The 22,780-nt window shown below is 32.7% G+C and carries 22 protein-coding genes; 17 read left to right on the top strand and 5 right to left on the bottom strand.

Annotated elements, in window-relative coordinates:
- Window positions 1–179: 179 nt before the first annotated feature.
- The 5 genes from IAE45_RS17590 to IAE45_RS17570 all read left to right on the top strand — a co-directional run bounded on the left by IAE45_RS17590 (window position 180) and on the right by IAE45_RS17570 (window position 4,916).
- Window positions 180–908 carry an HlyD family efflux transporter periplasmic adaptor subunit gene (locus IAE45_RS17590; protein WP_200127530.1) on the top strand — a complete coding sequence of 243 codons (729 nt, stop codon included), beginning with the start codon at window positions 180–182 and terminating at the stop codon, window positions 906–908.
- A 72-nt stretch (window positions 909–980) separates the two neighbouring features.
- Window positions 981–1,307, top strand: a complete 327-nt coding sequence (locus tag IAE45_RS17585; protein WP_200127532.1) for a hypothetical protein — start codon at window positions 981–983, stop codon at window positions 1,305–1,307.
- Between the two features lie 482 nt (window positions 1,308–1,789).
- Complete coding sequence (locus tag IAE45_RS17580; RefSeq protein ID WP_200127534.1) at window positions 1,790–2,830, top strand: SIR2 family protein; 1,041 nt, start codon at window positions 1,790–1,792, stop codon at window positions 2,828–2,830.
- Window positions 2,814–4,562, top strand: a complete 1,749-nt coding sequence (locus tag IAE45_RS17575; protein ID WP_200127536.1) for an ATP-binding protein — start codon at window positions 2,814–2,816, stop codon at window positions 4,560–4,562. The genes IAE45_RS17580 and IAE45_RS17575 overlap by 17 nt, the downstream gene beginning before the upstream one ends.
- 165 nt (window positions 4,563–4,727) lie before the next feature.
- Window positions 4,728–4,916 carry a hypothetical protein gene (locus tag IAE45_RS17570; protein WP_200143149.1) on the top strand — a complete coding sequence of 63 codons (189 nt, stop codon included), beginning with the start codon at window positions 4,728–4,730 and terminating at the stop codon, window positions 4,914–4,916.
- Between the two features lie 45 nt (window positions 4,917–4,961).
- Here IAE45_RS17570 and IAE45_RS17565 read toward each other — a convergent pair whose 3' ends face one another.
- Complete coding sequence (locus tag IAE45_RS17565; RefSeq protein ID WP_200127539.1) at window positions 4,962–5,579, bottom strand: recombinase family protein; 618 nt, start codon at window positions 5,577–5,579, stop codon at window positions 4,962–4,964.
- A gap of 363 nt (window positions 5,580–5,942) precedes the next feature.
- Here IAE45_RS17565 and IAE45_RS17560 point away from each other — a divergent pair, with 363 nt between their 5' ends.
- The 6 genes from IAE45_RS17560 to IAE45_RS17535 all read left to right on the top strand — a co-directional run bounded on the left by IAE45_RS17560 (window position 5,943) and on the right by IAE45_RS17535 (window position 11,272).
- Window positions 5,943–6,599 (top strand): hypothetical protein, encoded by a 657-nt coding sequence (locus tag IAE45_RS17560; protein WP_200127541.1) that lies wholly within the window; start codon window positions 5,943–5,945, stop codon window positions 6,597–6,599.
- Window positions 6,600–7,571: 972 nt separating this feature from the next.
- Window positions 7,572–7,856 (top strand): hypothetical protein, encoded by a 285-nt coding sequence (locus tag IAE45_RS17555; protein ID WP_200127543.1) that lies wholly within the window; start codon window positions 7,572–7,574, stop codon window positions 7,854–7,856.
- A gap of 311 nt (window positions 7,857–8,167) precedes the next feature.
- Window positions 8,168–9,439 (top strand): putative phage abortive infection protein, encoded by a 1,272-nt coding sequence (locus tag IAE45_RS19090; RefSeq protein ID WP_233619167.1) that lies wholly within the window; start codon window positions 8,168–8,170, stop codon window positions 9,437–9,439.
- Between the two features lie 2 nt (window positions 9,440–9,441).
- Window positions 9,442–10,584 (top strand): hypothetical protein, encoded by a 1,143-nt coding sequence (locus IAE45_RS17545; RefSeq protein ID WP_200127547.1) that lies wholly within the window; start codon window positions 9,442–9,444, stop codon window positions 10,582–10,584.
- Between the two features lie 73 nt (window positions 10,585–10,657).
- Entirely contained in the window at window positions 10,658–10,876 is a 219-nt protein-coding gene (locus tag IAE45_RS19085) for a hypothetical protein (RefSeq protein ID WP_233619165.1), read from the top strand.
- Between the two features lie 174 nt (window positions 10,877–11,050).
- Window positions 11,051–11,272 carry a hypothetical protein gene (locus tag IAE45_RS17535; protein ID WP_200127549.1) on the top strand — a complete coding sequence of 74 codons (222 nt, stop codon included), beginning with the start codon at window positions 11,051–11,053 and terminating at the stop codon, window positions 11,270–11,272.
- 15 nt (window positions 11,273–11,287) lie between these two features.
- Here IAE45_RS17535 and IAE45_RS17530 read toward each other — a convergent pair whose 3' ends face one another.
- The 4 genes from IAE45_RS17530 to IAE45_RS17510 all read right to left on the bottom strand — a co-directional run bounded on the left by IAE45_RS17530 (window position 11,288) and on the right by IAE45_RS17510 (window position 16,450).
- Window positions 11,288–11,878, bottom strand: coding sequence for an SOS response-associated peptidase (locus tag IAE45_RS17530; protein ID WP_200127551.1), 591 nt, complete (start codon window positions 11,876–11,878; stop codon window positions 11,288–11,290).
- Between the two features lie 92 nt (window positions 11,879–11,970).
- A complete protein-coding gene (locus IAE45_RS17525) occupies window positions 11,971–12,378 on the bottom strand; it encodes a hypothetical protein (protein ID WP_233619164.1) in 408 nt (135 codons plus the stop codon).
- Between the two features lie 105 nt (window positions 12,379–12,483).
- A complete protein-coding gene (gene ltrA, locus IAE45_RS17520) occupies window positions 12,484–14,289 on the bottom strand; it encodes a group II intron reverse transcriptase/maturase (RefSeq protein ID WP_200127553.1) in 1,806 nt (601 codons plus the stop codon).
- A gap of 781 nt (window positions 14,290–15,070) precedes the next feature.
- Entirely contained in the window at window positions 15,071–16,450 is a 1,380-nt protein-coding gene (locus IAE45_RS17510; RefSeq protein WP_200127555.1) for a Y-family DNA polymerase, read from the bottom strand.
- Window positions 16,451–16,863: 413 nt separating this feature from the next.
- Between IAE45_RS17510 and IAE45_RS17505 the strand changes: the two genes are divergently transcribed.
- From IAE45_RS17505 to IAE45_RS17480, 6 genes are all read left to right on the top strand, one after another.
- A complete protein-coding gene (locus tag IAE45_RS17505; protein ID WP_029486053.1) occupies window positions 16,864–17,676 on the top strand; it encodes a ParA family protein in 813 nt (270 codons plus the stop codon).
- A gap of 16 nt (window positions 17,677–17,692) precedes the next feature.
- Window positions 17,693–18,118 (top strand): hypothetical protein, encoded by a 426-nt coding sequence (locus IAE45_RS17500; RefSeq protein WP_104871092.1) that lies wholly within the window; start codon window positions 17,693–17,695, stop codon window positions 18,116–18,118.
- Between the two features lie 592 nt (window positions 18,119–18,710).
- The gene (locus IAE45_RS17495; RefSeq protein WP_200127557.1) at window positions 18,711–20,210 is read left to right on the top strand and encodes a primase C-terminal domain-containing protein; all 1,500 of its coding nucleotides are present in this window, start codon (window positions 18,711–18,713) and stop codon (window positions 20,208–20,210) included.
- Window positions 20,211–20,347: 137 nt separating this feature from the next.
- Window positions 20,348–20,635: a PrgN gene (locus IAE45_RS17490; RefSeq protein ID WP_002298753.1), complete on the top strand. Its 288-nt coding sequence runs from the start codon at window positions 20,348–20,350 to the stop codon at window positions 20,633–20,635.
- Window positions 20,636–20,638: 3 nt separating this feature from the next.
- On the top strand, window positions 20,639–20,953 hold the full coding sequence (locus IAE45_RS17485; RefSeq protein WP_048602881.1) for a hypothetical protein: 315 nt from the start codon (window positions 20,639–20,641) through the stop codon (window positions 20,951–20,953).
- Window positions 20,954–22,239: 1,286 nt separating this feature from the next.
- Window positions 22,240–22,674, top strand: a complete 435-nt coding sequence (locus IAE45_RS17480; protein WP_200143148.1) for a hypothetical protein — start codon at window positions 22,240–22,242, stop codon at window positions 22,672–22,674.
- Window positions 22,675–22,780 lie beyond the last annotated feature (106 nt).

Raw genomic sequence — 22,780 nt, 5'->3', positions numbered from 1 at the left:
CGATTAAAGGCATGGAAGCCATTCGAGGATTATATAAGAAAACCCGAAAAGAAGGCACTCTCTTCGGGTTTTCGGTCTGTACTGAAATCAAGGTATTATTGGGAATCCCAGCTTAAATCATAGATACCGTAAGGGATTTTATTCTTTATTTAAAACTTTGCAACAGAACCTCAGAAATTATGTCTAATTACAATGCATGGAAATTAGAACTTGCTGATTCTTCAATTGAGCAAAATGAAGAATTGAAAGCGACCATATTAACTAAAATTGATGATCAAATTGTTCAAAAAGAAAGTGAATTAGAACAATTACAATTAGAACAAGCTCAATTAATGGCACCCGTTACCAGCGATAACGAGATCAATAGTCAAAAAGAAAAATTAAAGCAGAATAAAGAAATGGCGTTAGCAACGACTAAACAAAAAGTGGTAGAATTAACTGAAACTTTTAATGCAAATGAGGCGACTCTTAAGTCTATTAACGAACAAATTGACCAAAGTATCCTGAAAGCCCCAATAGCAGGAACCATTCACCTAAATGAGTCTATTAAAGATCAGACGGACATACAAAAAGGAATAATACTAGCAGAACTTTATCCAAAACCCAAAGATTCTCAATTGACTTTTACTGCGTTAGTACCGGCTAATGAAAGTACCCGTATAAAAAAGGGAATGCTTGTTCATTTTAAATTAGACAAAAAAGGGGTTTCTACAGAGACAATAGACGGAACTTTAACTGATATTTCGGAAAATAGTACAACAACAGATCAAGGTACTTTTTATAGCATAAGAGGCACATTACAATCATCTGATAAAATCAATACTCGTTATGGATTAATGGGGGAATTGTCGCTTATTGTTGGAAAAAAAACCTATTGGCAACAGATAAAAGAAATCATTTTAAACTAAAAAAATAACACATATACTTTACTTAAATCAAATAGCAAGGTATATTAATTGAATAGCGTTAGGAGGGATTTTTTGAAATTGATACTTTTAGGACTTACTTTTGTAAGTATTATTGCGTATTTGTACTTATATACCATATATAAGGACAAGCCACGATCAAATGGGTTGAAGTTGATTGGTATACTAATAGTGTTTTCTTTGACTATTAAACTATTACATGCACCTGCCTTTATTGTTGGAATACCCTATATTTTTGGAACAATAGGATTCGTACCATTGATTAAGCCAGCATTTAAGGATACATTTACTAATGATTTTGCCTTTTTAGAGGGAGTGTCATTAAGTATACTAACAGCTTCTTTTTTAGTAAATTTAGTTTTATTATTTGTTCAAATATAATTTTGAGTAATCATTTTTATTAGTTACTATCAAGTGTTCAGGAATTTATTTCTGAGCACTTTTTTATATTTACCGATTTATAAATCAAAAAAAGCTATATATAAGGGGCAGGAATTTTTAAGTTTTTGCCCCCTTTTTTTTATTTTCTTATTTTATAGATCTTTAAGTAGCTCAATTAATTAGGTCATAAAGTTGCTTTGGGGACATCAGAGTTTATAATCCCGAAGGATCAAGTTACAGAATCGATAATTTATTTAGTAGATTTTACGAGGATTGATGATTTATTACAACCATTTTTTGAATCACAGTTGCATATGGTGTTTACCATTGTTTGTAGTTTACATTTAGATCTAACAACTAATTAAAAACGAAAAAATAAGTATTTGAATATTTCAGTTTTTTTATAACGAAAATCTAATTAAGTGATATAATTAAAATGATTGTGAAAGATATAACATTAATTATTAATCGAGGTTAACTTAATGGAAATGGATGACATAAAGAAATATGTTCAGGATTTTTTTCAAGATGGAACTGTTACGATCATTGGATCAGGTCTTTCCATAGCAGAAGGATTGCCTAGTATGGGTAATCTTGCTGCTGAGTTGAAAACTAAAATGACTACTTTATTAGAAACGACAGAAGACAGAGAAATATGGACTCAAATAACTGAACATTTAGATAGAGGATTAGGTCTGGAACAGACATTACATGAAGTAGAGCCAACAAGGTCTTTAGAACAAAATATTCGATTATTAACAGCTAATTATATTCGTAGCAAGGAAGAAGAAGCCCTAAAAAGAGTTATACTAAAAAACGAATCTTTTAGACTATCTGCTTATTTAAAGAGATTTAATATAAGAAGCAACGATCTTACGATTATTACAACGAATTATGATCGTCTTGTTGAATACAGTTGTGAATTAGTAAATTTAAGAGTCGATAATCTTTTTGTTGGAAAGTATTTTTCAAAATATTTACCGAGTCAAAGTAAATATTCCTTTTGTGTAGGAGTAACAAAAGGAAAAAGCCAGAAAAAAATAGAATATGCCCCGAAGATAAGGATATTAAAACCGCATGGATGCTTAAGCTGGTATTTAGTCAATGACGAACCTGTTTCAGCCCCCATGATGAGAGAAGACAATTGTTTAATAATTACCCCAGGTGCAAATAAGTATCGTGAAGGCTACAATGTGCCCTTCGATTCTCAAAGAGCAAAGGCGAATGAAGCAATTGATTCCGCTGAGAGATTTATTATAATAGGCTACGGATTTAGTGATGATCATTTAGAAACCCATTTAAGAAAGCAAATTTCAACTGGCAAACCGACATTATTAATTACCCACACTCTTTCTGAGAAGGCTAATGATATTGTAAAGAATTTCTCTAATGTATTAGCCTTTACATGTGATACTTCGGGAACAAAAATTTTAAATTGTAATGATGAAGCGGTGAATGTAGAAGCTAATTTTTGGGATATAAGAGAAATGGTCAGGGAGGTATTTAATGAGCAAGCAGATTGAATTAGAAGCTAGTGACTTACTAGGCAACGTTACTTACGTTGATACAGCCCAAGTAATAATTGAAATCGATAATCCAAGTATTATGGGACAGATTAGTGTAGGAAATTTGGTTGCTATTGAAACAGATAAGAAGCATCAAATCTTAATTTCATTAATTGAAAAAGTAACAAGAAAATATGTTGATGATTTCGAAGAGGATGAAGATGAGGAAATAGAGATTATAGCATCCTCGGCAGATTATGTAAAAGTCAATATTATTGGAACATACTATACAGTCTTTGGCGAAAAGAATAATATTTTTAAGCGGGGAGTTGACACTTTTCCTCAAATAGAAAATAAAAGTTATTGCCTTGTTGGTAAAAATTTACAAAACTTTATGAACTTGTTAAGTAACTCAATTGATTTTGAAAAAAAACTCGACATTGGTAAGTTCATGATGGATGGTAATGCTAGAGCAATTTTGGACGGTAATAAATTTTTTCAAAAACACGCTGCTGTATTAGGAAGCACTGGGTCAGGAAAAAGTTGGTGTGTTGCCAATATTTTGGAAAAAGCAAGCGAATTAAAGTATGCTAACATCATAGTTTTTGATATGCACGGTGAATACAAATCGCTGTCTGATGGTGATAATAAAATTGCCGATTATTATAAAATTGCTGGACCAGGAGATCTAGAAGATCCAAATTTGGACATACTGTTTCTTCCCTACTGGTTACTAAATAGAGAAGAACTGTTATCAATGATTCTTGATAGAAGTGATTCTAACGCACCAAACCAAGCTTCTAGATTTACTCTACACATTAGAGAACTCAAGGAGCAGACGTTGACAAATGAAGGCAAAGAAGATGTTACAAAGACGTTCACTGTAGATTCACCGATTCCTTTTGAAATCAGCGAGTTGATTTCACGGTTAGTCACTGATGATACGACAAAAGGTATCGGAGCAAAAGGAAATCCTGTGAAAGGTGAATGGGAAGGCAAATTGACAAGATTCATTTCTAGGTTGGAAGCAAAAATTTCAGATAAAGCATATGGTTTTATGTTTCAACCTGCTAAAAATGCTCTCAATTATGATTGGCTATCTAAAATGTTATGTCATTTAATGGGAAATATACCTGAAAAAAAAGGAATAAAAATTATTGATTTTTCAGAGGTTCCTTCGGATATTTTACCAATTGTCACAGGTACCTTGGCGCGTCTACTTTATGACATTCAATTCTGGATGGTAGCTGATCAGAGAACACCCTTTACCTTGATTTGTGATGAAGCCCATTTATACTTACCAACTAAGGACGAGGCAGATTCAACACAGAAACAGGCTCTTTATAATTTTGAGCGAATAGCTAAAGAAGGAAGAAAATATGGTGTTTCTTTGATTCCAGTTAGTCAAAGACCTTCTGATGTAAGTAAAACAATTCTTAGCCAATGTAATAATTTTGTAGTTTTGAGATTAACAAATGATCGTGACAAGTTTGTTATAAAAAACCTTCTACCAGATACTTTAAAAAGTACAATAGACTTGCTTCCCTTGCTTGATGTTGGTGAAGCATTAGTGGTAGGGGATGCCATTTTGTTACCTAGTAGAATTCTTTTGGACAAACCAAATGTTGATCATAGACCAGTAAGTGCAACCAGAAACTTTTGGGATGACTGGGATACAATTTTTCAAAATGCTCAAAATATAACTGAAGCAGTTGAAGCTGTGAGAAAACAAAGTCGATCAAAAAGTTAATATCGATTTATTTTACTAGATTTACGATTCTTCTAAAAAATTGAATAAAAATGTGGACGTGCCTTTTCAACTATATTTTTAAAATTAATGATTCTTACAGAGTTTTTTTAATATATTGTAATCTTATATGATAAACAAATTATGATGAAGAAAAGGATGAATAATATGAACTTATACACATGTGAAGACTGCGGGGAAGAAGTTGAAAAAAATCAACTTGATCAAGAATTTTTTGAAGAAAATACGTATATATGTAAAAATTGCTCAAATGACTTATTACAAGCTGCACGGGAAGCCGTAGATCCAGATCATAATTTCAAGTCATTTGAGGATTGGGATGAACATGGGCGTTAAATTGAATTTAACGAACTATTTATAACTATTATGTTTGATTCATTGTTATGATGTTAATAATGACGAAAGTTCTTTTTTTATTCGATAAACTGTTTGGCGGGTAACATTATAATCCTTTGCTATTTTTGAGATAGAAACGCCATTATCAAGATCCTGAACGATGCTTTTATAAACAAGGCGACGTTGGGGATCTTTTGTGTCTGCACTGTATAATTTAGGACGACCTTTATAGACGCCGTTTGCTTTAGCGATCTTAATTCCTTGTGCCTGGCGTCGTTTAGATTCAGTACGCTCTTGTTCAGCAATCATTGCCAAAATCTGAATGATTAGGTCTTTGATAAATTTATCCAGGAGAGGATTTCCGATTGCTTCAGCCATGATCGGTAAACTGGTGATAATGAGTCGCACATTTTTCTTCTTTAGATAATTAACTGAATCGATAATCTCGTCATAATTGCGTCCAAGTCGATCGATAGCTTCTACAATAAAAATATCTTGCTCTCTGACAAATTCTAGAGCTTCCTGAAAAATCGGTCGATGAGTAATAGTCGCTCCAGATTGTTTTTCGCTGAAAATTTTTTCGGCACCAAATTTTTTCATTTCTTCAATTTGACGTTGTTCATTCTGATCGATCGATGAAACACGTATATATGCAATTTTCAAAATTTTCCCCTGCTTTCTAAAACCATTTAAAATACACCCTAATCATACGACAGAAAATCAGGTTTTTCAATATAATGCCAGTGTATATTTAGGGTACGCTTTAAATATACAATTTGATTTAGAATGATAAAAGCCAAATACCTTACAAAAAGCATGCCCCTCCTTTTCGGTGGGATTAAGTATTTTTGATGTTCCACAAAATCGGCGAGAATTATAAAAGTTTTAAATAGTTATTTTTAAAAAATGACAATTGCAATTAAATGATGATAGGTTATATAATTAATAATATAAGAATTTCGTTGATTGATGTCCCAGATTTTATGTTTGAACTTAATTGGTCTTAATTTCAAAGGAGAGTAAAAGATGAACAATTTTTCGAAAGCTTTACGTGAAAAGAACTTTAAATATTTAGTTACATTATTCTGCAGTATGACGATGCTCACTATCGTATTCCCTCCCGTCCAAGTGAGTGCAACAGAAGCATCCAATGTTCAAAATGAAGAAATAACAAATGACCAAATTAACAAGTTAGACAAATATGTTTTGTTTAGCGAAGATGGTTTTTATAGCATATCCGAAACAGCGTCTACCGAACTTTCTTCTAATGAATATGCATTACTAGTTGAAAAAATCAATGATGCAAACAGTATGGTTGAAAGCTTACAGGTTGATTCAAAAACTGAAAAATTGTATATTGATGTTAATGAAAAAACTGTAACGATCGAAAAGACTGGTAATAACGCCTATCTTAGAGCATATAAACAAGGAAAAACAGCAATTAAAGGTTACTGGTGGGGCACGAGAATCTGGATTTCAAAAAGCGCAGCAAATAATCTTTCTACTGGAATTTCAATTGGAGGAGTTTTCATTAAATCAAATCTAATTGGTTTAGCAGTTGCTTTAGGAGGTGTCGCTTTATCAAATGTACCTGGAGGTTTTGTATTTAACGTGTCTACCATTTTCGTACCTGGCATGACATTTAGTGGGACTTCAATTCCATGGGGATTTGAATGGCAATAAAAAAGAGGGTGAGCTATCATGAAAATTTCTAAATTTAAAATTTACCATATAATTTTAGTCGTTGTTTTTATTTTAGCTTTAGTATTTCTAAAATATGATCAAAGTTTGTACCGAAATATTTTTTATATAGTCTTAATTATTTCTTTAATTGTAAAAATTATATATGATTATGTAAAAAAGAGTAAAACAACTAAAAAATTTAACTGATTAAAGAATTACAATGACAAAAGAGCGAATCTATAAAAGATCCGCTTTTTTTGTTTCTACCCGATATCCTGTTGTATTTTACTTCCGAATATGGTCTATTTGATTTATAAAGAAGGTAATAGAATTGAGGATTAAAAAGGAGTAAACGATTGAGATTACTTAATTTAAACGGATAAGCGGTTGTATAAAAATTGGTGAATCACGCAATCAGATCTTTAAAGAATACGCAACAAACGGAATATTTTCCTAATCTTATAATTGAAAGGGAAAATACTTTAAGTAAGAATAGTTAAGTTCTTCATATTTTTTGAACTGTTCAGGATATAATAAAAGGGTCAGAAACTTAAAAGTTTTTGATCTTGTTTTCTACAAATATGATTCTCTAACCAATACATAGTTAAAGAGGTATCAGACTATAGAGAATAGAATACCGCACGTTTTGCTTTTTAAAGAATCAATTCTGCTTTAATATTTCTGTATTTATCCATAAAAATTACTTTCGATGAAATAGAATGCAGTAAACTTTGATATGAAGGAAATTTCTCCACATAGACAAATTTTATGACAAGTTTTTTAACGTAATTTTAAAACTACTAGCATGACAATAAACTGAATTCGAGCGATTGGTCTATTTATTAAGGTGTATAATTAAAGTAGAATGATGCGTTCAAATAAAAAAATAACTAATTAATTTATTACTGGATTTTGCTTGAACATTGCCGTAAAATAAATTTTATAAAAATTATTAGTAAAAGGAGGTATTTGATGAAGTTGAATGATGTTTTGTATAGACGACAGTATAAAATAGTTTTATCTTCTGATATTTCAAGCTTGGATTTGTCTTCTTTAAACAGTTTTGGAATCTGGAGTAATCCGAAGGATAAACATTATGTTTTGACATTGGAAAAACATGATGACCCTTACAATGATCCTGTGGTGTTTGAAGAGAAGTTTAAAGAATTTACAGGATTAGGTTCGAAGGATTTTAACTTAGAAACAAAAAATGGACCACTTACTTTACAAGGTGCTGTTGATTCAAGCTGGTTTTGAGAGCGTAAAATTCTTTTACTGAATAGAATACAATTAATATGTATAATATCGGAGGAATTTTTATGAAAGAAATCGAAGAAATATTTCAATAAATGGACAAGAAAGACATAATGAGTACTACAGGTGGAGCTAAAAGAAAAATTCCTGGATGGATAAAACTTGTAGATGCTATTGGCGGAACATCTAACGATGTTACCCGCAATATGGGATACTAAAAGATCTATAAAGAATATGGCTATATCATCTGATATAGTCTTTTTAAATTTTTAAAATTCTATTGGATGAAAATAGAGTTGATGAAGACACATAGTATGAAAGAGGTTGTAAGAAAAAACAATCTTTCATTATCTACATTAAAAAGAAAAAAAACAAACCAAGGAAGAAGGACTCTTATAATGGTTAAAATAATTAGGAAGGTTTGGAAAAATAGAATCTTTAAAACCCTATTCTTTATTTTAATTTTTTTGGGTTTCGTTATTTTTTTAAGATTTTTGGCTATACAAATGTATACGCTATTTACAATTATTGATTCAAGTAAGAGCAGTAGTGCCGATGGTTTTCTCGGTTTTTGGGGAGGATTCCTTGGCGCAATCCTTAGTGGTATCATAGCTCTGGTCATTGTAAGAATACAGATAATAGAGGAAAGGCAAAACCGCAAAGAAGAAAAGAATGACAGTACATTTTATTATCTATATTCGATGTTAGAAAATAGAAAATCGGATCTTATGGAAACAGCAGCCTTTCAGGAGTTAAAAAAAGAGATATATGATCAATTAATGTATCAACTTAGTTTTACGGCTGTAGAAATAGCTAAAAAACCAGAAAACATAAAATTAGTCAATAGATTTAGTACAGATTTGATTGAAGTATTAGAAGAGGAAATAGAAAGAATAATTAGCGGCTTAGATTCTAAGGAAATGCAAGATCAATTTAGATACTACAAGGATGCTCTTGCATTGGATAATACCGAGTGGGATTCTAAGTATCTGGAGAGCTTCGAAAAACTCATGAGAGAAAAAAGATTTGTGGATAAAATTAAAGAAGCTAGAAAATATACCGAAAATACATCTACAATTGAAGTTAACTCAGTCAAAGATGTTATCGAATGCTATGGTTATCTGGAAAGCGCTGGTAACGCTCTCGATGAAAAAAATCCAAAATATAGTAAATTTTTGGGATCTCTTTTAGATATTAAATCAAATAAAATTAGCATTCTTGATGAACAAAAAAGAAAATCAGCAGTGGAAGCAGCATTTAAGAAGAAGTTCAATTCTGTAGGCCAATACTATAAAATAGTAACAACTATCATTCAATTTCTAGAGACTAGCAATTTGAAAAATGAAAAATTCCACTTCTTTGTTAATACTTTAAGGGCGGATATGTTTTTGATAGAAGAAATTTTACTTTATTACTATATTGAATATACTTCTAACGGATCATGTTGCAAGAAAATTTTGCAAGGATCGGGCATTTTTGATGACTTGAAGATGATTAATTACGAAGAAAATCCAAGTAGTATCAAGTTTTACTTTTCAAAAGATATGGAGAAAATTGTAGCATATAATGAACCGAGTAAGGGATAAGGGTGAAAAAAATGATTTATGATGTTGAGTTAAGGACTTTCGATACAGTAGATGATTACCTCAGTAATACGTTTGTTTCAAGTGAATTAAAAGTTAAAAAAGTAGATCTCATGAAATATGCAGTATTGGTAGGAGAATTTTCTAATTTTTCCGTAACTAAAGAAGGAAAAATATTTTATGAAAGTTTAGTGGATATGGTTTTTAACCACTTAAATAATAAATTTGTTGCTGGTGACTCATATAAGAACGCTGAAACAACAGTCAAAACGAGTATTGGATTTTTAATAGGTATGATATCAGCAAAATGTGTAGCTGATAAAGTTTTTAATATTGGTTATTTGCATCATTTAAAGGATCCAAGAATCAAGGAATACAAAAGTCGCTTGCACCCTGATTTTTTTGGAATTGATCATGATGGGAATGCATATATCGTAGAAGCCAAAGCAACAAATGCTGAAAAAGTTGATAATTCAAAAGTGAAAAAAGGAAAGGAACAAACTCAAAGTATTAAAAAAGTATCATATGAACGTGATAATGGAGTAGTACAACTTTACGATGAATTTAAAAGACATGTAGTAACAGCTGCTTTTGAAAACAATGAATATATATTAAGCGATATAGATCCGGATGAAAAGAATGGCGAAAAAGAAATTTATATGAATGAAAACTTAGTTTTTTTCAATTATTATAAAAATATTTATAACTATTTAGTCAGCAAATCAAATAATTCTTTGGGCAAAGAAAAAATTAAAATTGATCAATTGGAATTTGTAGTATTAAATAGTGAGGTAGGGAAGTTTGGTATTGAAGCGAAAATATTTTCAATACTTGAAGATTATCATAATGTATTTTCCGAGTGCAATTCTCCTGAGAATAAATGGCTATTTGATGAAGAGGAGTTATTATTTTTGAAAGATAACAGTCTATCAAAAATGGAAAATAGCAAATCTAATAAATTTAAGGATAATAAAATAAGTAAAGAAGTTGATAAACAGAAAATTGAAAAAAAATTAAAATCAATTTCCGGATTATCGGCCAAAATTACAAAGCTTGAAAATCATAGTCGATTTAAAAAATTTATTGATGGCAATGAGGATATTTCACTTGGGCATGATGGTATTATATATATATATAATACTAAATAATTTTACTACAAATGGGTATCTTAAATAAAAAATATTTTTAACTAGACTCTATTATGGCGGTGATAAACTAGTTTTGAAAGACAAAAAAATGTTCTATAAATTATTGTATTTAACTACTAATGAAGAATGGATGAGCCAGCCAGAAATTGTAGAAAGTGTCCAAAAAATTGGGAAGGAAATTGCTTGTAAAGAGCGTTCTCGTCGCAACTTTTCTAACACAAAAGGCGTAAAAGTAACTGATTATGCAGATAATGTCCGACTGTATTCGTCTGTAACTGAATGTATGAAGTAAGAAAAGTTATGCAGATCTTCTATTACTGGTCATATAAAAAGAAAATCTCAAGCCAAAGATGGTAGAAGATTTTTTGTAATAGAAGATGGCAATTTGCTTTCTCAACATGATGATGTGTGAGTCAGTAATTAGTTTCAAATTGAGATATTCGTACTTTAGTTGGGAGGTTTTTAAGTGGACGAAGAAAAAATTTTTGACAAACGCTGGCAATTAGCTTCAACGGAACAAAAAGCAAGATATAACAATTTGATATCCTCCTACCCTACTATCGACTGGACGTTTAAGGAAAAGAAGTACTTACTTTGGTTGTGTCAGCTCGATATCGATACGTTTAAAACATTTGAAATGATCCTAGATAAAATTAAACGTAGCAATGAAAAAAGAGCGAATCTATAAAAGATCCGCTCTTTTTTATTTTGCTACTTCAGTACGAGTTAGTTCTGGCATATCAGCTGTAAGATAGTTACGTGCGAAATCCAAATCTGTGATCCAATCTTTTATATGATCTCTTTGAATAATAAGCGGCATACGATCATGTATTGGGGCTACTGAATTATTAGGTTTCGTCGTCATAATAATCGATTCTGTTTCAAAACCCGCACCTGTTTTATGCACACGATAAAATCCTCCCAAATAAAAAACGTCATTATCTCCTGCAGTAAACAGTAGTTTTCGTTTTTCGGAATCCCACTCATAGAATCCAGAAACTGGTATGACGCAGCGAGTTTCTCTGAAGGCTTTAGAAAAATTCTTCTTTTCTTCTACTGTTTCTGAGCGTGCATTTATCATAAGTTGACCTGGTTTAAATCCTTGGAAACCCCACTGAGTGATTCCTGGTACTACCCTTGAATCCTGATTAAGTCCTAGTGTTACTATATAATTAGTTGGAAAAATTTCATTAAAACCAACACGAATATGTTTACCTGTAGCATTTAAAACAACGTGATCATAGTAGCTTTTTAATTCATCTGAAGATAAATCAAAAAAATATCTTCCACACATATTCTCCCTCTCCTTTTCTGATTATGTTTAAAAAACGTGTGTCAGAGAGCCATTCTAAGGCAATTTCAAAGTCAAGTGATGGACAATGGTCTTCAATCGTCGTCTGCAAAGTCCTGATAATACTCATTTTTGATTAACTCAATCTCTTTTTCTATTTTACTCGCTTTTTTCTTTTGTTTGTTGCGAGAAGATTCTCCGTCCTGGAAATAATCAACTTTGAACCATTTTTCTTCTTTTTTTATGGATACGTGTCGGACATCTGTCCAATAGATCGCTTGTTCATTCAATACAAAATAGTCTTCATATGCTTCACCTAGAAATTGTCCTTCGACAGGATCTAAAAATCGCCCGAATTCGTCTTTAGTGTTTAACTGCAGCGTTATAGGTTTATGATAAAGGAAAGACTCTGAAAGTATTGTGTCGATCTCCTCACGGTTCATTAACTCCAAACCAACAACTTCTTTCGTAGCCCAGGCTTCATTTTCTAAAACGCCTTTCATCAAATATACCGATAGGTAAGCCTTTGAAGTTATCTCTAGCTTTTCCCCCGGTCCACACCGTACGTGCAACTTTCATTGCATACGGCGTTCCAACTTGTTCTTAACTCAGTGAATAGCAGTCACATTACAGTGTTGTCGGTACTGATTTAGCTTCTCCAACTGTTTTCCATCTAATTGAAGAATAGTTAAGTAATCTTTAATCGTCTTTTCTTTTGTTGCATGAATTAGAAGATGTACCCATTCGTGAATGATAATCAAGTTATCAAAAGAATCAGATCCACCTAGTTCTTTTGGGATGATATGGTGGCAGTGTGCAAATTCCGATTTTAAAAATTCTTTGGTAATCGCACATTTCCCATGTTGCATTGAATACTTAGAAATGCGATTGTCAGAAAATTCTAGGTTTCCTTTTATGTTTTCTGACAAACACATTTTCCTTATTTCTGAAGAAATATCAGGTTTTAATCGCTTGAATTTATACGAACGACCTTCTTCAGTATAGTCATTGATTTTAGGATTATAGAATTCTAACTTTTTCCACTTCACATCTTGCAATGGATAGAGGTAAATTCCTTTAACTTTAAAAGTACGTTGTGTTGTACTATAGAAATGCTTATATCCTATAGGTGGGCTTCTGGGTACTTCATACCTGGCAATATTCTTTAGACGATTATAAAAGGTTGGTAAACATGAGGAATATAGGTCTCCGAAATCAAGACTGACTCTGGTAGCCTTTTGGTAGTAATTATGGATTCCCCGGATATAAAGATTATAATGAGTGATATTCTTTATTGTTGGGGATTCCCTAATCTTTTTGATTTTCTTCCTAATTTCTTGTTTTATTTTGACTTTAGCCTTCTTAGATACTCTAGAAATCGTTATAAACTCGTTTTTCTTTTGTTTTTCGACCTTAAGTTCGAATCCAAGAAACTCTGAGTAATTTCTTCTAAGATTTGTGATTTTGGATTTTTCAGTAGATATTTCGAGTCCTAATTGATTTTCGATAAATCCTTTAGTAGCGTGGAGTAGTTTATTTGCTTCCTGATATGATTTTGTAAATAGCTTGAAATCATCTGCGTAGCGTATAATGTGTACTTCTTTTAAGTTTGTTTTCTTAAGAGCTCGGTACTTATCATAATCATTTTGATAGTTATGCCTGCTTGGAAAGGTCTCCCATTGGTTGGCAATCCACCAATCTAGATCATTTAGAACGATATTCGAAAGGATAGGGGATAAGATTCCTCCTTGAGGAACCCCAGATTTAGGAACTCCTTCTCCACGAATTGGTGCCTTTATCATTTTAGAAAGAATAGCTAGAACCCTTTTGTCTTTAATACCAATATTATATGCTTGTTTAATCAGTTTTCCATGATGAACATTATCGAAAAACCCCTTTATATCTACGTCCACAACATAGTGACATTTAGAAGTGTAGGCCATTCTTTTACATCTTGATAGAGCATGTTCTGCAGAACGGTTTGGCCGAAATCCATAGGAATGCTTGAAGAATCGCGCCTCACATATAGGTTCTAAGACTTGTTTAAACATTTGTTGAATTAGTCTATCTCGCATAGTAGGGATGCCTAGAGGACGTTTTTCTCCGTTTGGTTTTGGGATTAATATCCGTCTAACTGGTTGTGGAACGTAGTTTTCTAAAGTTTTTTGTATTTCTTCAATGAAAGTATCTTGAGATTTTATCTTGAAATCTTTGATTGTTAGGTTATCTGTTCCAGCTGTTTTTGATCCAGTGTTAGATTTTATTATCCTATATGCCAAAAGAATATTTTGCTTGGAAGTAATTATTTCATACAGGTTAATTCCTTTAGTACACTGATTTAAACTTCTTTCATATAACCAGTCAAAGCTTTCTTGCATATTGTAATACTCGTTGTATCGCAATTCTGTACTCATTGATGGATTGTTTCTCCTAATTGATTATTAGTCCCATCATCTTACTCGACCTGATGAGTTTCATTTGACTGTATTCACTTTTCAAAGAACAAGTCTTGGGACTATCCCTCCACGTTGATTAGACGCTTCATTGGTACTGTGTCCCTACTCTCACGAGAATTAAGGAATTTCGATTTTAATATCTTATATCCAACACTCCGATTGCAGTCATTATTAAGTGTTTCTCGCTTTCCACGTTCCGATTATTTTAGCTTTGCATCTATCCTTAGGTGCTTACTATAAGCCTGAACATTTATAAGGTCTTTGTTCCTTATCCCGAATTTCATATGGACGACTTTTACTTTTCGGTAATGTTCGTTGCATATTGCAACCCGATTATCTTTCAATAACGTCGCTATCTAGACCCGTACATTCGCAAGTTCGTCAGTTTCTATTGAAACATTCTCACCATAGATAGTTTATAGCGTCCCGGCATATCCGCAACCATATCAATATGAATTGACTTAGGTATTGTTCTGCCGACTTCACCTGGCTATCACACGATTAAACTCTGCATTGTTTAATCGCATGCAGGAGTATCAGACCAGCTGTTTCAGCCAACATGACGGCTTTCATTCCAACTGTCAAATAATCAGTTATTGCTATCTTATTTTAGATAGCATTCCTATTTCGTGCTAAAGCACTTGTAAGGAAACGTGTCACACCATCCATGGCGTAAGCCGTTGCCCATTTCAATCCGAATGGCCGGTCTCTGTATTGATTATAGTCAGTAAATGTTTTCTTAGTACGCTTTACCATGACCTTCAGCACCTTCAAGTCCAGACATACCGCCTGCATGCCCTCCGACAAGGCTGCTGCGAGCGATCGCACGTCCACCTTCCATTATGCTATTTGCATGAACGATCGATTTAAACCCGAATTTTTTGCGTATAGTATCTACTACATAATCAATTTTTAAGTCTTTCACTTGTTCGTCCGGATCTTCAAAGAGATCAAGCTGTAGAGCATTAGAATAAACGAGCTTTGAACAGTTTACTCCCACGTTTCGAATGTCTTGGTACTTGTAATGATGATCAAATATTTGCAGTAAGTAGTTTGCTATTTGTTTGCTGCTATTAGTTGCTGGCACCTTCATTTGCTGGTGAAATCCTCGACTTCCTGATTGATCGACGTAGCCCATTGAAAATCCGATCCACAAAGAAACTACCTCAGCTTTCGCTCCTGTACGGCGTAACCTAGTTGCTACTTGGTCGGCCATTTCTTTGATTACAATTTCTATTTCTTTTCGACGTGTATAGTCCCGATTTAAGACCTGACTGTTCCCTATCGACTTAGATTTTACTTTGTATTTCTGACCTAAGAATGATCGATCGATGCCCCAGCTGTGTGCATATAGTTGAGTACCTAAGACACCAAAATTTTGCTTCAACTGATAGTAATTTGCGTGTGCCAGATCATTCATAGTAAATATGCCCATTCTGTTCAGTCTGATAGCCGTACGACGTCCTATCCCCCAAACGTCTGTAATGTTTTCTACAGACCAAAGCTTTTGCTGTACGTCTTCATAACGCCATTCTGCTTTCATATCTGAATTTTTTTTACTTTCGAGGTCTAGTGCGAACTTGGCCAAGAGCGGATTGTCACCAATACCGATCGTTGTGAAGATTCCAGTTTGTCGATAAACGTCTGTTTGAATCATTCTCGCCAGCTCTCTTGCGTCCTTTGCACCGAACAGCCTTAATGAGTCTGTGACGTCCACGAAGCTCTCATCGATGCTGTATACGGAATGATTTTGCTCGTCAGCATACTTCTTGTAAATATTGTTGATCTCCATGTTCTTTCTCATATATAGTGCCATTCTCGGTGGTGCAATCACGAGGTCTTCCGGATACGGAAAAGGAAGATCTCGTGATCGACTGACATTAGAAATTCCATAGGCTTTTTTTGCGGCCGGACTCGATGCCAGAATCAACCCACTTCCTCGCTGAGAAGGATCGTCTGAAGGATAGGACATGAAAACTAACTTTGTCTTTAAAGGATTTAGTCCTCTTTCTACGCATTCTACGGATGAATAAAATGATTTACAGTCGATACAAAGAATATCCCTTGAAGGTTCTTTCGTGTAATCAAACTTTGGATTTACGCCAAACTGCATAACCATGCTAAATCCCCTTTTCAAAAAAATTACGTTTTATATACATATTAGAACGCATGTTCGTTTTCTTAGTCAAGGAAATTAAATGATTAAAAACAGGATCATAAATTATTTGCTGATCAATTATAGTATATCTTATACATTAAATAATAAAGTATAAGATATACGTTTGTTTTAGTATAACTTATACCATAAATGTTATTCTGAAATTTTTTCAGAGTGATTTTTTACGTCAGCCAGAACAGTAATTCAAGGGATTTGTAGTATGGATCTGCTATTAAATAAAATATAGCAGATATATTAAATATTTTTAGTATAACTTATACTTTTTATCGACATATAAAGTATAAAATAAATATTGATTAAAATAAATATATAAGTTATACTTTAAATAAAGATAAAAGAAAGTAGGTAAAAATATGACAGCAACTACTTATACAGTCGGGAACTTTAAAGGTGGAGTAGGAAAAACCAAGATAGTTACAATGCTAGCTTTTGATAATGCTGTAGTAAATAAGAAAAAAACACTGGTAATAGACATTGATCCGCAAGCTAACGCTTCACAAATATTAGCAAGAACTGTTGACTTAGATCATATTGATAAAACAATAGTAGATGGGATCAACGAAGAAGACCTTTCAATTTGTATAACGCCGATTATGGAAAATCTAGATTTAATTGCATGTGATACAAGTTTTAGATCGTTTTCTAATTATGTTATTGCTAACTTTGAAGATGAGAAAGAACAAATCATGGTTTTAGAAAAATTATTGGAACCTATCAAAGAAAATTATGAGACTATTTTTATTGATGTGCCTCCAACTATTAGTGCATATTCAGATAATGCTATGGCGGCCTCTGATTACAGTATAATAGCTTTTCAAACACAAGAGGAATCGTTAGATGGAATTGGAAAATATGTTGGGTACCAAAAATTTATGATTAACAACTACGATATTGACCTTGAAGTGATTTCTATAATTGCATGCATGCTTGAACCAGACGATGATTTAGATAAAAGTGTATTGAGCGAGGCTATAGATTTATATGGATCCGCTGTGTCTAAGAATATTGTTAATTTCCAAAAACGACTAAAACGCTATTCAAGAGAAGGAATATCTTTGAAAAAGTATCGAAACGGAAATTATGATCAATGGGACTATAGGGCACATGAACCGTTTATAAAAATACTAGCCGAACTTGAATCACGCAGAAAGATATTTGAAGAATAGCTAGGAGGGAAAGAATATGAGTGAAAGGAAAGAATTTAATGTTGATACCAAAGTTGATACAGAATATGCTGGTCTCTTACAACCAGGAATAAAAAAGAAAAAATCTGTATCAATTAGAGGAGAAAACGAATTTGGACACTCTTCTTTGATAAATAAGAAACCAAAAGCGACTACTTCAGCAGCAAGTAAAAAACGAGGACGTCCTATAGAAATTACAGATGAACGATTTAAAGTTACAAAACCAAAAAAAATATCTCCTGCTTTGGAGTCAAAACTAAACGTACTACAAGACTACGTTGAGGAACTTCAATCAGTGCAGGGTAGGATTACCTTTGAAAAACTTATTGACACTTTATCGGAAGCGTATATTACGCAAAAATTAGGTGTGGCGAAAGAGGAACACTTGAGAGAAGAAATAAAAGATGCATTTGATAAGCTTTAATTTTTTCAAGTCATTCAACAATAAAAGTATAAGTTATTATTGATTACCAAAACATAAAGTATAACTTATACTCTATGTTTTGGTATTAAAAAATATTTGTTACCAGAGAAAGCTTATTTTAAGAGTATCGTTTTATTACCTGTTCTAGTAATTTAAAGTATAAGATATACAATAATGTCTAATTAGGTATAACTTATATGAGGTTTATTTAAGTATAACTTATACTTTATAAAAAATTCTTCTTGTACAAATTTAACTGTTTTGTTATATTCAAATAAATAATACATATAAAAAAGAGACGGATAAAAAAGTGAATTTGGCCTCACTTCTTCATCTGAATCACATACAACAACTATGTGTTCTCGCTCGTCTCATGGAAATTATGTAAGTGGCTGGAAACCACTTATGTGATTTGAATAAATCTATTCGGACTACCAATCCGAACCTATAGTTTTATTTTACCATTTTTTGACGAGCAACTCAATATATATACGCTTATTTTGTCATTCCTTTGAGACTTCTAAGCCATTGAGAGAACACAAATCTTTAAGATTATTTGTGTTCTCTTTTTGTTTAGGAAGGAATAACAGTCATGGCAGTTTCTTTGGATGTCGTATATTCGACGGTATTACAAAATGGTATCCGTAAATTCAAATATAAAAACAGCCACCTAAAACCGGTCTCTTTTAGTGATCAGTCGGGGAAGGGGGCTATTTTTGCGTACCGTTCAAAGGAACACATGATCGAGGGGATTGGACTAGTGATCACTTCAGAAGAAGGGGTGATCGAAAACAATAACCGATTCACTCATTGGACACCAAATGTATTTCGCTATGGAACGTATGCTGATGAAGCCAGAATGTTTACAAAAGGTCATTCTGAGGACAATTTACGCCAAATCAATACTTTCTTTGTTGATTTTGACACATTGGATCCAAACTTTGACTACGGAGAAATTATCTTAGCCAGTCACGAGATCGGCTTTATGCCTACAATGATTTTACGTACACCGCATGGATTTCAAGCTTTCTATGTACTCGACAAGCCTGCATACGTGACGAAGAAATCAAATTTTAAAGTGATCAATGTGGCCAAAATGATCTCAAAAAATCTAAGAAACAAATTTTCAAATGATTATCGGTTTCCTGTTGATGTAAATGCCAATCATTTTGGGATCACACGAATGCCTTCTGAAGAGAATGTTTTATTCTTTGAACCCCAGTATCGTTATAGTTTCGAAGAATGGATCGACTGGTCAATGAGAGAAGATGCGGACAAAAAAGCGGAGATCAAGAACGTTTTTGTATTGCCATCTACTCAAGAATTTCGTCAAGTCGATGAACCATGGTTCCAGCTGTTGCTAAAAAGTCAAAAAATACAAGGTGAAAAGGGCGTATATGGTCGAAATAATGTCATATTCACCTTGTCTTTGGCATACTTTTCGTCAGGATACGAAGTAGAAGCATGTGAATTGACGATGTTAGAATTCAATGACCGCTTGGCTAACCCTTTATCTGATCGAGAATTAACCAGAATCATTCGATCCGCTTACTCTGGAAAATATCAAGCAGCGCACAGAGAAAAAATTGTCCTATTATGCCAAGAGTGGGTCGATGCCAATCTTTCTGAAGAGCAGCTATTCAACAAAAAACGTGGCTGGTGGAAATTCAAGAAAGAAAGAGCTTTTCGCAAGTATTCACATAGTCATGAATGGGCAGAAGATCTCTTGTCCTATTTGAATGAGCAATCCTATGAAGAACAACCATACATTATTTCTACAAAAAAAGAGTTAACTGAACGTTTAAAAATCCCAAAACGTTCCCTGGACAAAGTACTGAAGCAGTTGAAAGAAGAGAACAAAATTCATTTTCGTGTCCGTGCTGGGCGAAATGGAGGTATTATGCTAGCTTCGATACATGGCTTGATGCGCTCTGTTATCCGGCTAAAAAAAGAAAGCCAGGGAGCTTATTTCGCTGCGATCTCAGAAGCTTTTGGAAGAGAATACACGTTTATCCAGACAGCACTGAAACGCTTGATAGAACCCAATAAGATCGGAGTGCAAACAGATCTGTTCATGATCGATACTGGTTGAAACTAAAAGGTGCAAATTGCCTATTACATTATATCTATGATACGTTCCTTCTTTTTTCTCCGCCTTGCTTGCTGGTCTTAAGAAAGAGTAGTATTATTATCGCAAACGTAATAATATGTTGGGAGGTCTTTCTGACTATGAGTATCAATACCTTTGTATATCCCTATCCGATCAATGTGTTTATTATTTCGCGGCTAGGGATGACAGTAGAGCAATTTTGTGAATTGCATGGCTATAAGCAGAGTACAGTAGCAAGCTGGGTAACAAGGAATCGTGCAGTAAAAACGTTACCTTGTGATTTTTTATATTGTCTTAGTCTTTCTTCAGGCTGGTCGATGGATGATGTTTATCGTCATTTATTGGTATTGGAGGAGAGGTTTTTAAAGAGTATTGATCCAAAGAAGAAGAAAGAACAGGTGGACTGATTGATGACGGAGGAGGAGTTATCTGTTCTTAATAGAATCAAAGAATGGTCTGTTCTTTTGAAGATTTATTATGGTATTCTGTTCTTTTCATTTGTTACAGTAGGCTTAGTTTCTCTTTTGTTGACTCTTTTATCGTTATGGACGAATATGATGTTATTTTTATATTTACTTTTACTGTTTTTCTTAGGATTAGGGGGAGTAGGTACTGCCATTCTTGATGATTATAAGTGGTCATTGTTTAGTGGAATTTGTAGGAGAATGAAAAAAAGTGCAACTGTTGAGTCTTATGAATGTTGGAAGAAGGAATTGAAGGTATAGATATATGTATTTATAAAAGCTGAGTACAGAATACTAGGCTTTCTCTTATGTTTTTAAAATGTATACAGGTGGAATATGAGTATTATTTGGACAGGTAGTATTTTTGTCAGAAAAATGGTGTAAATCTTTATGTAGACCTTTATCAAAAGATTTAAGTGTAATAAATTGTGTTATTTAGAAACGTTTTAATTCAATTTAATGAAGTTATTTTATTTTTCAGAGTAGATCTATAGTAAATTCCTAAAGGATTGCGGCCGCATTTTTAGTTTTCAAGAAACCATGTGAGTTACTGTGGCGATTAATTTATCTAACATAATTAAAAGTGTCTTTAACGTTGAAGTTGATCCATTTTCAAAATGTATTGCTATTTTATGTATAGTTGTTACAGTATATCTCTTAGTTTTTAATTATAGCGATTTACTTGACGAATATAATGTGTATGAATAATCATTAAAATTTAAATTATAATATCGGTTAACATAAAAAAAAAGTTCCAAAATGATTTTCTCAAAGGAAGGATAAAAATTGTTGATCAAAATGCTACCACTTTTAATACTCATAGGGTTTTATATTTTTATTAGTATTAAGATAAAAAATGCGAATGATATTAGCAAAACGACTAAATATGTTTTCTACTTTTTTATTGTTTTGGGAGGGGGAATCCTCCTTTATATTGCATTTGTTTTCTTATTTTTTGGTATAAATTTTTGAGGATGGAGGAGATGTAATAGTTATGAAGAAGACACTTGTTTTCTTTATAATACTAATATCTAATCCAGCAAATTTGACAGTGGATAAATTAATATCTAGCGATTATGAACTATCTCAATTTATAATAGATTCGTTAGAGAAGAAGAATCTATGTGTTGTCAGTGATTGAAATTAGGATATATATTTGGTTTTAAAAAATGATCTTGTTAACCAAGATCGAGATTTATTAATACAATAGGTGAGGCGTTAAATAGAAGTAAAGAAGAGAATAAACTTCACTATACTAATAATTTAGACTACCTAGAATATCATATGGAAAACAATATGGACTAGGGAATAAATAAGATAAATCCTATTGATCATTCAGATAAAGCTCGTAAAATGCATGACGGTTGTTACAAATAGAGGGGGATAATACAATATGAAGATTTATATAAAGTATTTAGCACAACCAAAACCCACTAACATTATGTGCACCGTTGTTTCTGAATATTTTAATTGCTTATATTTATTATACTTAAGAAGTAGCAAAATATACGACTAAAAAATAAACAGACTGAAAGAAGTGAAAACAAATGACAAAAGAACGGCTACAAATTTATATTGATCCTGAACACAGAGAAGCATTAGAAGAATTAAAAGAACTGTTAGCAGTGGAAGATTCAGCAACGGATAGTGCCTTAATTCGCTATATTATTTTGGAATTGTATCGGTTAAAGACAAAAGAAAATATCCAAATGCGGGGACTTTTAAACCGTTTGGACGAACTTTTAATTTATTCAAATAGTTTTGCGGAAACGATGGACGTCGATATTTTTGATCTCGAAAATTCTGAAAAATACAAAGAAGTAAAGACACAACAAAGAGGGAAATGGGCGAATAGTCGGCGAAAAAAAACAAAAAATAAATCACAACAAAGACCTGTTAATAATCAAAAAGAGAACGCAAAAGAAGACAAAATAAAATCAGAATCACTCACTTACAATGCTCTTATTGCGAAGTATTTGTAAAAATTTGTCTTTTAAAAAGGACGATCGATGGTGGTACCTAGAGACTACTTTTCGTAAAAATGACTACTTGAGTAGTCTCTGAACAACTCCCTGACAACTGCTAAAA

The sequence above is a fragment of the Enterococcus sp. S53 genome (assembly GCF_016516865.1).
Taxonomy (GTDB): Bacteria; Bacillota; Bacilli; order Lactobacillales; family Enterococcaceae; genus Enterococcus_D; species Enterococcus_D innesii.
The sequence above is the reverse complement of the archived record's forward strand: the minus strand, read 5'-3'. Positions and strand labels throughout refer to the sequence as shown.

Excerpts from the sequence above, each read along its gene's own strand:
- IAE45_RS17580 (WP_200127534.1), top strand. The coding sequence starts at position 1,790 with ATGGAAATGGATGACATAAAGAAATATGTTCAGGATTTTTTTCAAGAT.
- ltrA (WP_200127553.1), bottom strand. The coding sequence starts at position 14,289 with ATGAGTACAGAATTGCGATACAACGAGTATTACAATATGCAAGAAAGC.
- IAE45_RS17500 (WP_104871092.1), top strand. The coding sequence starts at position 17,693 with ATGAGTGAAAGGAAAGAATTTAATGTTGATACCAAAGTTGATACAGAA.
- IAE45_RS17590 (WP_200127530.1), top strand. The coding sequence starts at position 180 with ATGTCTAATTACAATGCATGGAAATTAGAACTTGCTGATTCTTCAATT.
- IAE45_RS17525 (WP_233619164.1), bottom strand. The coding sequence starts at position 12,378 with ATGAAAGGCGTTTTAGAAAATGAAGCCTGGGCTACGAAAGAAGTTGTT.
- IAE45_RS17485 (WP_048602881.1), top strand. The coding sequence starts at position 20,639 with ATGACGGAGGAGGAGTTATCTGTTCTTAATAGAATCAAAGAATGGTCT.
- IAE45_RS19090 (WP_233619167.1), top strand. The coding sequence starts at position 8,168 with ATGAAAGAGGTTGTAAGAAAAAACAATCTTTCATTATCTACATTAAAA.
- IAE45_RS17495 (WP_200127557.1), top strand. The coding sequence starts at position 18,711 with ATGGCAGTTTCTTTGGATGTCGTATATTCGACGGTATTACAAAATGGT.
- IAE45_RS17530 (WP_200127551.1), bottom strand. The coding sequence starts at position 11,878 with ATGTGTGGAAGATATTTTTTTGATTTATCTTCAGATGAATTAAAAAGC.
- IAE45_RS17510 (WP_200127555.1), bottom strand. The coding sequence starts at position 16,450 with ATGGTTATGCAGTTTGGCGTAAATCCAAAGTTTGATTACACGAAAGAA.
- IAE45_RS17570 (WP_200143149.1), top strand. The coding sequence starts at position 4,728 with ATGAACTTATACACATGTGAAGACTGCGGGGAAGAAGTTGAAAAAAAT.
- IAE45_RS17560 (WP_200127541.1), top strand. The coding sequence starts at position 5,943 with ATGAACAATTTTTCGAAAGCTTTACGTGAAAAGAACTTTAAATATTTA.
- IAE45_RS17490 (WP_002298753.1), top strand. The coding sequence starts at position 20,348 with ATGAGTATCAATACCTTTGTATATCCCTATCCGATCAATGTGTTTATT.
- IAE45_RS17505 (WP_029486053.1), top strand. The coding sequence starts at position 16,864 with ATGACAGCAACTACTTATACAGTCGGGAACTTTAAAGGTGGAGTAGGA.
- IAE45_RS17575 (WP_200127536.1), top strand. The coding sequence starts at position 2,814 with ATGAGCAAGCAGATTGAATTAGAAGCTAGTGACTTACTAGGCAACGTT.
- IAE45_RS17480 (WP_200143148.1), top strand. The coding sequence starts at position 22,240 with ATGACAAAAGAACGGCTACAAATTTATATTGATCCTGAACACAGAGAA.
- IAE45_RS17555 (WP_200127543.1), top strand. The coding sequence starts at position 7,572 with ATGAAGTTGAATGATGTTTTGTATAGACGACAGTATAAAATAGTTTTA.